6 protein-coding genes and 1 CRISPR repeat array are annotated in these 12,194 nt (G+C 43.1%); of the genes, 2 read left to right on the top strand and 4 right to left on the bottom strand.

Annotated features, from left to right (window positions below):
• Window positions 1–195 precede the first annotated feature (195 nt).
• Window positions 196–1,096: a CRISPR direct-repeat array (repeat unit 37 nt; unit sequence GTTTCAATCCCTAATAGGGATTTTAGTTGATTGCGAT).
• Between the two features lie 412 nt (window positions 1,097–1,508).
• The 4 genes from RMY32_RS26210 to ldpA form a co-directional block, all read right to left on the bottom strand.
• On the bottom strand, window positions 1,509–1,832 hold the full coding sequence (locus tag RMY32_RS26210) for a hypothetical protein (RefSeq protein ID WP_322693331.1): 324 nt from the start codon (window positions 1,830–1,832) through the stop codon (window positions 1,509–1,511).
• A 179-nt stretch (window positions 1,833–2,011) separates the two neighbouring features.
• Complete coding sequence (locus tag RMY32_RS26205; protein WP_322710830.1) at window positions 2,012–2,191, bottom strand: chlorophyll a/b-binding protein; 180 nt, start codon at window positions 2,189–2,191, stop codon at window positions 2,012–2,014.
• A gap of 426 nt (window positions 2,192–2,617) precedes the next feature.
• Window positions 2,618–4,351 carry a R3H domain-containing nucleic acid-binding protein gene (locus RMY32_RS26200; RefSeq protein ID WP_322710831.1) on the bottom strand — a complete coding sequence of 578 codons (1,734 nt, stop codon included), beginning with the start codon at window positions 4,349–4,351 and terminating at the stop codon, window positions 2,618–2,620.
• 83 nt (window positions 4,352–4,434) lie between these two features.
• Complete coding sequence (gene ldpA / locus RMY32_RS26195; RefSeq protein WP_322710829.1) at window positions 4,435–5,595, bottom strand: circadian clock protein LdpA; 1,161 nt, start codon at window positions 5,593–5,595, stop codon at window positions 4,435–4,437.
• A gap of 236 nt (window positions 5,596–5,831) precedes the next feature.
• On the opposite strand from ldpA, the gene RMY32_RS26190 reads away from it, so the two are divergent.
• Together RMY32_RS26190 and RMY32_RS26185 are read left to right on the top strand one after the other, a co-directional pair.
• Window positions 5,832–10,559: a PAS domain S-box protein gene (locus RMY32_RS26190; protein ID WP_322710828.1), complete on the top strand. Its 4,728-nt coding sequence runs from the start codon at window positions 5,832–5,834 to the stop codon at window positions 10,557–10,559.
• Window positions 10,556–12,181 carry a response regulator gene (locus RMY32_RS26185; protein ID WP_322710827.1) on the top strand — a complete coding sequence of 542 codons (1,626 nt, stop codon included), beginning with the start codon at window positions 10,556–10,558 and terminating at the stop codon, window positions 12,179–12,181. The genes RMY32_RS26190 and RMY32_RS26185 overlap by 4 nt, the downstream gene beginning before the upstream one ends.
• The last annotated feature ends 13 nt before the right edge of the window (window positions 12,182–12,194 follow it).

The following is a 12,194-nucleotide window of genomic DNA, read 5'->3' as shown; positions in this document are numbered from 1 at the left end:
CAATAGGTCATCAGTGATAGCATAAATTGTAATTATTTCGTTTAACATTACCCCTCCTAATTTTTCCTCTGGAGGGGATTTTATTGCTTATGCAATGCCACCTGAACACCTGCAAGCATAACTAGCAACTTGGGTTAATAGGGATTTTAGTTGATTGCGATGTTATAGACTTGGTAGGTTCATAAATCCAGAGCTGTTTCAATCCCTAATAGGGATTTTAGTTGATTGCGATAACTTGTAAACTAACTAATTACTAGCTAATGTTGAGTTTCAATCCCTAATAGGGATTTTAGTTGATTGCGATTTCTACTTTTGAGATATTATTGAAACTTTAATATGTTTCAATCCCTAATAGGGATTTTAGTTGATTGCGATTTTATCTAATACTGCTTTAATTTTCTGGTTATACGTTTCAATCCCTAATAGGGATTTTAGTTGATTGCGATAAGAAAGCATCTGGTTGAACTATTCTATTTGGATGTTTCAATCCCTAATAGGGATTTTAGTTGATTGCGATCCATGACAACTAGTTCACTAATCGGTTGATACTTGTTTCAATCCCTAATAGGGATTTTAGTTGATTGCGATCGCTCTTATCAGAGTTACCGTAGAATATCTTGAAGTTTCAATCCCTAATAGGGATTTTAGTTGATTGCGATCCCAGAGTGAGAAAGCCGCTCACAGGTGGGGGGTTGTTTCAATCCCTAATAGGGATTTTAGTTGATTGCGATTTTTAGCTATGAGTTGCCATCCAATATTAGCTTTGTTTCAATCCCTAATAGGGATTTTAGTTGATTGCGATCCTAAGTGTAAAGTTTATGGCTGATTCCGTTGAATTAGCTTTGTTTCAATCCCTAATAGGGATTTTAGTTGATTGCGATGCTGGTTAAATGATGGGTGCAATTCGTCAGTCACTTTGTTTCAATCCCTAATAGGGATTTTAGTTGATTGCGATTTAGTACTCCGAGCGTTTCCTTTAGAATCTGTGTGTTTCAATCCCTAATAGGGATTTTAGTTGATTGCGATGATAAATTAAATTGGATCGCACAATCTCCATCAGTTTCAATCCCTAATAGGGATTTTAGTTGATTGCGATCGTAGGCGTTTGAAAGACTTGTGTTATTTGGTTTTCAAGGTTCAATAGCGCGAATGCAAAAATCATAACATAAAGAGTGGCAATTGTGCTAAATGTAAATAGCTGAAACTCAGTCTACATAAGGTGCGCGGATGGTTTGAAGATGCTACAGCCCTCAAAACCTTGCATATAGGGCAATTCAGCTATTTTTGTATTCCCCCCTTCCCCAACACCTACCCATCCGCGCATCTAGCTAAAAAACTAATCCGATTGAAAAGCTGTTTACTACAGATATCCCAAGATATCCCACTCAACTAGGTCAGATGGCTTTAAGGTGATGCCTAGCTTACGCAACTCCAGGGTATTTACTCATTACTTCAGGCTTTAAGGTAATGCCTACACTTACGCAATTCCAGCATTCCCATAACTAAGCTTATTTGGCAACGTCTTCAAAATCTGTTATTGCACAAGCAAATTCTCTAAAAGCTGTTTTAATCAGAACCTCTTTCGTTCCTCTTTCCAGAGAAGAGTTGCGTATGAGGTCTGTTAATTCTATGAACAACATAGAAAACATAAAACGATCTTGGCGGTCAACTTGTTTCAAACAAGACGATATAAACTGATAAAGCTCTGTTTTTCTGGGTTTGGTTTGTTCATCCCATATTTGCAAACCAAGCCGAAAAGTTCTTAAGCGGATTTCATTTGTGTTGAAGGACGCGTCTTTGTAGCGGACTGATACGCGTTGGGGTAGTTCCATGAGTTTTAGCTATACATATTCAATGTAAAGTAATTATTCACTTATATTTTGGCTCAACCGGAAAAATCTGATATTTTGCACCAATTGCAACAGCCACCATCGGTTAGAAACGAATGACTGGCGTAGAATATAGGAAATTTTGTAGGGTAGTACAAAATTTCTACCCTATGATCGCCAATTTAGAGGATACCCCAGAAATGGAGTATCCCTTGACCAGAAAAAGCTTCAATCAAAATCGCAGAGACAAAACCAATCATTGCAAGCCGACCGTTCCAATTTTCACTCTGAGGAGTGAAGCCAAAACGCACAGCATTAGGATCTTCTGAAACAATAGACGCAGAATTCTTCAAATCTGACATGAGCATAACTCCAAAATTCAAGTGTTGTAGCAGTTATAACTGTCTGTAAAGTAATGTAACAGATGTTAAAAAAAATGCAAGATTGAATGAATTAGGACTTACCCACGCTCTACGAATTCTTTGTCTACGAGACGCTGCGTGATGTTGATGATAACAGCGAATTAGTGCAAGAAAATTGGACTATTAGCTTGAGTATAGACAATGATTTTGGCGATTTTTGATGGTTAAAGTGCTTTTCAAATGCATAGATTTTTCTTATAAAGGACTTCCAAGAAATAAATTATCCATTTTGTGGGGTGGACAACATGAGCGTCCTAAATCTGGGACGGGTGGGGACACCCATCCCACAAGAAAATTTGAGATGTTTTTTTATTTGGAAGTCCGCCCCTACTATGGGATATTTTTTTAACTGGAAGTCCCTTAAAGTTACGCTGGATAAATCCGTAATCTTCTATTTGGTTCTTCGCCAAAACTATGCGACTTGAGGCGATAATGTTCTACCAACTCATGTTGCATTTTGCGAACTTGGGGAGAACGTGGCAATAACTCGACTGGCTGTCCTTTAGGAATCACAATTTGCTCAACGGCAAGTCTAGCTTCTTCCAAGGCATCCATCTCATCATCGCTACCATTGTGCAAAAACAATTGTAGTTCTCGATCGTCGGCCATCTCTGGGTCGTCGATATTCAGCAACCGCCGCAAACCACGGGTAATTTGGGGAATGGTGCTGGACTTAATCATGTGAATGGGTACATGACGAGCTTTGGCCATTTGGCGTAATTTGGCGTGGTTTTTGACGTGCGATCGCAGTGCTAAAATTGCATCGGCACTATCTATATCTTTTGTCAATACTACGGGCAAAGTTAGCACGCTAATCACCTGTTCTAGTTGGTGGCGGCTCACCCCATAAGGGTAAACGTGCAATGGCAAATCTTCACCATTCGGCCCTGGGTGTCTAGTAACAGCATCGAAATCAATGCTCTCAGAATAGTTGAAAGATTCATCCAGCAAACGGTCAAACTCACTGCGCCCAGTTACCCGCTCTACAGGCAATTGCGGTAGTGCAACCATTTGTCCAGATGAACGCCAGCCATTAGACGGTCGCGCCTGTGGGAAAGAATCCTCCACTGTTCCTAGCTGTCCACCACGACCGTTGACAACAGCTAACTGACGTGTAACTGCAATTTTGCCGTGGTCATCAACGGTTCTGGTTTGTGGAGTAGGCTGACGCCCCCGCAACAGATTATCTACGGTGTCAGCAACACTTTCGTGTACTGTCCAGCGTTGGCGTTCCAACATTTCCACCGCAATTTCAAAGGTAGGTGGGGCTTTGCGCTCCAAAACAGTCTTTTGAGAGCCTCGCCGTCTGGCTTCGTCGTCTCCCAACGTCACAGCTTGGATACCCCCAACTAAATCAGCCAGGGTGGGGTTTTTAATCAGATTTTCGATCTGATTACCGTGGGCAGTACCTACCAACTGTACGCCCCGTTCCGCAATGGTACGAGCCGCTAAAGCTTCCAGTTCCGTGCCAATTTCATCAATGACAATGACTTCTGGCATGTGGTTTTCCACTGCCTCAATCATCACTTGATGCTGTTCATTTGGATGAGCTACTTGCATCCGTCTGGCGCGACCAATGGCGGGGTGGGCAACATCACCATCCCCAGCGATTTCGTTGGAAGTGTCAATAATCACTACTCGCTTTTGCAAATCGTCCGCTAAAACACGGGCAATTTCCCGTAAGGCGGTAGTTTTACCCACGCCTGGACGCCCCAGCATGAGAATCGATTTACCAGTTTCTACCAAATCGCGGATCATGCCAATGGTTCCGAATACGGCTCGACCAACGCGACAGGTCAAGCCAATAATCTTACCAGTGCGGTTGCGAATAGCGCTGATCCGATGCAAAGTTTGCTCAATTCCTGCCCGATTATCTCCGCCAAAGATTCCGACTCGTTGAATGCAATCATCTATTTGTTCTTGAGTAACGGGTACTTCGCTCAAATACTCAGCTTGATTAGGAAAGCGAGCCTCTGGGCGACGACCCAAATCCAAGACCACTTCTACTAAACTATCTCGTTTGGGATGACTCTCTAGTACTTGTTGCAGGTCTTGGGGCAAAATGTCTAATAACTTTTGGAGATCGTCTGTAATCGTCATGCGTTCTATGGTGACGTTTTTAGAGATAGCGAGGACATTTGCGTGCAGGAGAACCCGTCCTGGGTATATTTCCGAACGAGCGATTAATGCTCCTGCTGTGACTTGATCTGGGAAACGAGAGAATGGGCAAGTTCTACAGCTTGCCAAAGCAATAATTCATCTTCTTCTAGGCGAACAGTCGCCTTCATATTGGTGTTACTTACCTCCTTATTCTCTAACTGTTCGAGAATTGGTGACAGCAGTACGCGGGCGTAGCTACCGTAGGCGACCCCAGCGATGGAGGCGGAGGGGCAGGGGGCAGGGGGCAGAGGAGAAAAGTTTTCCCCCTTGCTCCCTGCTCCCTGCTCCCTTGCCTCTTTGAGTAGTCTCATTGCCTTTAACTTAGCAACGGTATACTTATTTGTGCCGCCTGCTAACTGCACATATCCTGGTAACTTAGCTGCCAAAACTTTTTGCCCTAATTTCACTGCGGCTATTGTGGTGCCATCGCCAATATCACCACTCATCGGACGACCATCGGTTTGCCAAATTAAAGCACCCTTGAATGGGGCAATCTTCTCGTAGAGCGTTCTTAAGTAATCAATCATCCCTTCACCATCAGGACAGCTGATGGCTAGTAACTTTAGTTTATCAACCCACGGTGAAATTGCTTGCCATAACCGCTCAAATTCTGCCAATCGCCCGACTTTTGTATGGATTTCTACGGCATCTACTCCCGTTGACATTACCAATGGCGCGATCGCTCCTGGCGTTGTCACGTATGAAGCTGTATAAATTATACCATAAGGGCAAACTGGAATGCAACGACCGCAGCCATAACACTTTTTGGATACTACTCCTGAAAAGTCTTCTTTTATACTGTCAAACACAATCGCTTGTGCCGGACAAATCCGTTCGCAGGGTCTAGGGCAGTCTGGAGGACACTCATGAGGATTAAATTCTGCTTTGCGAAAATGGGGGTCTTCTCCATCGTTTAGGCTGACCATCAAAAAGGGTAAATTGCCTTTGTAGTCAAAGCCTCGTTTTTGGGCATCCTGAGCCAGAGATTTGGCTGCTTGTAGCCCTGATTGCGCTGCTGCAATTACTGCTGGATCAGCTGCAACATCTATGCAGTCAGCGCCCGCCAAAGTATAGGCTAACGTTAAACTTCTGACTGCCGGCAAATGCTGGAAGCTGGCTCCGCAGATCAGCTTGAACCAGTCACCTTGTTTGAGAGATTGTAAAGGGGCGAACAGATCAGTCACTATTCTATTATGCGTTTATACGACTAAAAATAGTAGTCTGCGATCGAGAAAAAGTCCGAATTTGCTAATTTAGGGGGCATGGGGCATTGGGGACTGGGGACTGGGGACTGGGGACTGGGGCATGGGGCATTTGTCATTATTATCCTCCCCTGCTCCTCTGCTCCTCTGCTCCCCTGCTCCCCTGCTCCCATGCCCCCCACTCCTCACTGCCGCAGCTGTCTTAGGAGACTGACAATATGACAACTGTATTTTTTGTAGAAGACTCTGCTGAAGATAGAGCTTTGTATCGACGCTTCCTAAAGCGGGACGATCGCTACACTTATGATATTTACGAATTTGAATCTGGAAATCAGGCGCTACAAGCTTGTCAAGGGAAAATACCAGATGTGATTTTGTTGGACTATCGATTACCAGATTTAGACGGGCTGGAATTTCTCACTCAGCTACAGAGGCAAACTTCTAACAGTCAAATTTCAGTAATTATACTGACGGGTCAGGGAGACGAAACGATCGCAGTCCAAGCGATTAAGAGTGGGGCGCAAGATTATCTAGTCAAGGGAAAACTGACTTCTGATAATTTACGTCGAGCGGTTCATGGGGCGATCGAGCAGATGCAGCTAATGCAGCAGCTAAAACAACAACAGGAACAACAAAAGTTAGTAGGAGCGATCGCTCTTAATATTCGCCAATCGTTGAGGCTTCAAGATATCCTTGCCACGAGTGTTCAAGAAGTCCGCCAGTTATTGCACGCCGATCGGGTAATAGTGTATCAATTTACGCCACAAATGCGGGTTAACATCGTCGCAGAGTCGGTATTACCCCAATGGACACCAATCTTAGGACTGGAGATTGAAGATACCTGTTTTCAGGAAAATCAGGGGGGAGAATATCGCCGAGGAAAAATTTGGGCAGCCACAAACATCTACGAAGCGGGTTTAAGTGATTGCCATATTCAACTTTTGGAACAGTTTCAGGTGAAGGCGAATTTAGTTTTCCCGATTTTGTTACAGAGCAAAGAGACTCAAGCTGTTGAACTTTGGGGGCTATTTATTGCACATCAATGTTCTGCCCCGCGAGAATGGCAGACATTTGAGGTGGAATTGCTCAAGCAAATAACGGTGCAACTAGCGATCGCTATCCAACAAGCCGAACTCTATCACAACCTCCAGACCCTCAACACCGAGTTAGAAGCCAAAGTCAAGGAGCGCACTGCCAAATTGCACCAAAGCGATCGCCGTTTTTGTGCCATCTTCAATAATACTTTCCAGTTCATCGGACTGCTAACGCCAGCTGGCATTTTACTGGAGGCGAACCAGACGGCGCTAAATTTTGCCGGACTGAAACTAGAAGATGTCATCAATCGCCCTTTTTGGGAAGCACATTGGTGGACAATTTCACCGCAAACTCAAGCAGAATTAAAACAAGCGATCGCTCGTGCAGCCCAAGGAGAGTTTATCCGCTATGAAGTTGATGTTCTCGGTGCAAATAATCGGGTAGCAACAATCGATTTTTCACTCCGTCCGCTTTTAGATGAGACAGGTCAAATTGTTTTGTTGATTCCAGAAGGGCGAGATATTACCGAACTCAAACAAGCTAAAGAAAAGCTCCAACAAAGTGAAGCACTGCTAGCCACTACTCAACAAATCGCCCATGTAGGTAGTTGGGAATTGAATTTAGAAACGAAAAAGCGCTCCTGGTCAATGGAAACCTTTCGCATCTCTGGTCTAAATCCCACTCAAGACGAACCCGACCAGACGGAACTTCTCCAAATAATTCATCCAGACGATCGCGCCTTGGTCAAAGCCCAACTCGAAAAGATGATGTCTACAACGGGCTATGCCTACGCTCAACAAGCCCCTTTCAATCTTGAGTATCGAATTATCCGACCTGATGGTTCGGTGCGCTACGTTGAATCAAAAGCAGAGATAGCTTATGACCCTCAAGGACACCCAGTTAAACTGTTGGGAGCGGTTATAGATATTACAGAACGTAAACAAAATGAGTTAGAAATCATCCGTAGTCGTGACCTGCTAGAAGCTGTTTATAACGAATCCGCTGATGCACTTTTTTTGATAGATGTCAAAACATTACTGATCGCTGACTGTAACGATCGAGCAGTGGAGCTATTTGCAGCCTCTAGTAAAGCTGAACTGATTAATATTGAAAGTAATACTCTACAAAAACAACCCTTCACTTCCGATGAGATCGCCACCTCTATCGAAGAAATTAACCAGCAAGGGTTTTGGAGTCGAGAAGTTGAATATATTACTAAGCAGGGCAAACCCTTTTGGGGAAATATCGCCGCCAAGCAAATCACAGTCGCTGGTACTGTGATGCAACTGGTACGAATCACGGATATTACTGCCCGGAAGTATGGTGAAAAAGAGCAGCAACGAGCAGAAATCGCTCTCCGAGAAAGCGAGGAACGACTACAATTAGCCCTTGAAGCTTCTGGAGATGCTTTATGGGACTGGAATATTTTGACTAAAGAGGTGTATTACAGCCCTCGCTATTTAGAAATGCTCGGATACCGCTTTGATGAACTCCCACAGAATTTGAGTACTTGGCAGCGATTAGTTCATCCAGACGATCTAGCTTGGGTGGAGAAAATCTTGGCAGCTCACCTCAAGGATAGTTCAATACCGTACAAATTTGACTATCGACTTTGCACTAAGTCAGGGGAATACAAATGGATTGCCAACTACGGCAAGGTTGTGATGCGAAATGCAGATGGTAATCCTCTGCGAATGACTGGTACTCATCGAGATGTCAGCGTTCGACAAGCCGCACTACGCGAACACAAACAAGCCGAAGTAGCCTTAGCCAAAAGTGAAGAACAACTGAGACTAACGTTAGAATTTAATCACATCGGTCTTTGGGATTGGAATATTCAAACAGGCGAAGTTATCTGGAACGACAACCATTTTCGTTTGTTAGGTTTAGAGCCAGAAATATCAGCCAGCTATCAATTATGGCGCGATCGCGTGCATCCAGAGGATGTTGACGGAATTGAACAGACTGTATCAAATGCACTGGCACAACATATTAATTTTCAAGCTGAATATCGAGTGATTTATCCCGATGGCAGGGTTCGCTGGCTCACGGGAAAAGGGCGTGCTGCTTACAACGAAGCAGGCGAACCTCTACGGATGCTAGGAATAATTATTGATGTCAGTGAACGTAAACAAGCAGAAGCAGCTTTGCAAGAAAGTGAAGCCCGATTTCAGGCATTTATGAACAACAGCCCAGTGCTAGCTTGCATCACTGATACAGATGGCTGTGTACTTTACTTAAATCAAATATACCTGCGGACATTTAAATTACTACCCGAACAAGTGATTGGGCAATATATTTCTGACCTCTACCCAGATGAAATTGCTCGGCAGCATTTCGATCACCTTCGCACAGTCATAGAGACAAATCAGGCAATTGAGGTGATTGAATTTGCTCCTCGACCAGACGGTTCCCTCGGTGAATTCTTGGTATACAAATTCCCGATTCTCGGATTGTCTGCACAAAAGCTAGTGGGTAGGGTGGCGATTGATATCACAGAACGCAAAATTCTAGAGCGAGAACTAGCTCACAAGCAAAAGTTATTGGATACCTTCATCAATAATGCACCTGTTGGGATAACCATTCTCGATCGGGAACTGCGTTATTCATTCATTAATGAAGCATTAGCAGAAATTAATGGCATTCCCGCAGCAGAGCATATTGGCAAGACAACGTGGGAGATTGTCCCTGATATAGCACGGAACCAAGATCAAGTCTTTCGACAGGTCTTAACAACGGGTGAACCGATTCTGGATTTGGAAGTCAGGGGAGAAACCCCAAAATTCCCTGGTGTAATCAGGACTTGGCTAGCTTCCTATTTTCCGATTCAGTCTGAAGCTGATGAACCTATGAGCATGGGCATTGTAGTAGTTGAAATCAGCGATCGCAAACGCACTGAACAGATGTTAGAGTTGCAAGCAGTCATTACCCGCAACATGGCGGAGGGAATTTGCCTAGTTCGTGCTACAGATGGCGTGTTTGTCTACGCCAATCCTAAATTCGAGCAGATGTTTGGTTATGAATCTGGTGAATTAATTGGTCAGCACGTATCGATTGTTAACTATGGTGATGAAAACAATACACCTGAAGATGTTAATCAGGCGATTTGCACTGCTATTTTAGAACACCGTGAAGCAATTTATGAAGTCCACAATATTAAAAAAGATGGCACTCCATTCTGGTGTAGCGCTACCGCTTCCGTTTTTGAACATCCTGAGTATGGAAGCGTCCTTGTGGCTATCCAACAAGATATCACCGAGCAAAAGCAAGCGGAAGAAAAAATCAAAGCCTCTCTAAAAGAAAAGGAAGTATTACTCAAAGAAATTCATCATCGTGTTAAGAACAATTTAGGAATCGTCAGCAGTTTGTTGCAAATGCAATGCAGACGAACACAAGATCCTGTAGTGACAGCTATTTTGCGCGATAGCCAAAACCGCATTGCTTCCATTGCCCTAGTTCATGAAAAACTATACCGTTCTGAAGACCTCGCTGATATTGATTTCGCTCAATACATTCCAGATTTAACAACTCATTTATTTGATTCCTATAATGTCAGTTCCAGCCAGATTCAACTAAATATTCAAGTTGATAATGCTAGCCTGGACATCGAAACCGCCATTCCTTGTGGCTTAATTATCAACGAACTGGTTTCTAATGCTTTAAAATACGCTTTTGTTAGTAATCGCGGAGGAAAAATTGAGGTTAAGTTTTATCAAGAATCCGCATCTACTTTGACACTCATTATTAGAGATAATGGTGTTGGCTTACCCGAAAACTTTGATAGTAAGAAAACTAAAACACTGGGTATAACACTTGTCCAGGGTTTAGTCAAGCAGCTAAGAGGAAAACTTGAAATTGACTCTCAACAAGGAACAGAGTTCAAAATTACTTTTACAAACAGCCGGATATGAACATAATTGACCTCTCACCAAACACGCAGAAAAAAGAGACAGTTCGAGTCCTTGTTGTTGAAGATGAATATATCCTTGCTATCAACTTACAAGAAACTTTAGAGTCTTTAGGATATGTTGTTTTAGATATTGCCGATTCTGCCGAAGAGGCAATTGCAAAAGCAACTGAATTACGCCCAAACTTGATTTTAATGGATATCAGATTACGCGGTGAAATAGATGGTATCCAGGCATCAGAGCAAATTTGGCATCATTTGCAAATCCCGATTATCTACGTCACCGGGCACTCCGATCAAAGTACTGTCGAGCGAGCAACGCTGACATCCCCCTTTGGATATATTCTTAAACCCATTAAAGAGCAAGAACTTTACGTTGCGATTCAAACAGCACTCAATCGCTACGATCGCGAGCAATTTTTGAGTTCTGTACTTCGAGGAATGGGTGATGGAGTAATTGTAGTCGATACTGAATTAAATATTAAATACATCAATCAGGTAGCTGAAGCTCTAACAGGGTGGCAATGGAATGAAGCTAAAAACAAGACGTTAACTGAAGTTATCAAAATCATTGATGAACAAACTCAGTTGCCGACAGAAAATCCAATTATTGTAGCCCTCCAACAAGAAACTACTATATATTTAGGCAGTGGTGTTCTACTAGTTGGTAGAAACGGGACAATTATACCAATAGCTGATAGCACTACTCCCCTGAGAAATAACAATGGTGTAATTACAGGAGCCGTATTTGTTTTCCGGGATGACACGCAACGACGGTTAACCGAAGAACGCAATCTTGCAGCTGAACGCGCCCAACAACTAGAAGTTCGAGTGGCAGAACTGCAACGCCTGAACCAATTAAAAGAGGATTTTCTGGCAACAACTTCTCATGAAATGCGAACGCCTTTGTCAAACATCAAAATGGCAATCTCTGTGCTAGAAAATATTCTCGATCGCCAGGGTATTTTAAATTCAAACACACTTCCCCCATCTGAATCTGTAGACCGCTATTTACGTATTGTGCGCGAACAGTGCGAACAAGAACTGGATTTGGTTGACAATTTACTGCATCTACGAATGATTGATGCAGATGTCTATCCATTGGAATTAACATCAATTCAACTCCAAAACTGGCTGCCTCACGTTGCCGAGTATTTTCAAGAACGCGCTCAAGCTAGAGAACAGTCTTTGCAAGTTAGTGTTTCTCCAGATTTACCACCTTTAGTTTCAGACTTGGCTAGCCTGACTGAAATTATCTCAGAGTTACTCAACAATGCTTGTAAATACACTCCACCTGATGGACAGATTGTGTTAAACGTTCAGCTAATTTATATCACAAAAAGTCCGATCGATGAGGATGCTAAATCTGGTGTATTAGATAATTTTCAAGTTCCTTATTTTCAAATCACATTTAGCAATTCTGGGGTGATAATTCCGAAAAAAGAACAATCTCGAATTTTTGAGCCGTTTTACCGGATTCCTGAAACCGAACGCTGGCAACAAAGCGGCACAGGATTAGGTTTAACATTGGTTAAGAAGTTAGTAGAATATCTCCAAGGCACGATTGAAGTTACCAGTTCTCAGGGCTGGACAACGTTTACAGTTCAGCTGCCTTTAAGTTTGTGATGGTATTGGGCAT

Origin of the sequence: Nostoc sp. ChiSLP03a (genome assembly GCF_034531215.2) — a bacterium.
Lineage (GTDB): Bacteria > Cyanobacteriota > Cyanobacteriia > Cyanobacteriales > Nostocaceae > Nostoc.
This window is presented reverse-complemented; position numbering and strand designations above follow the sequence as displayed.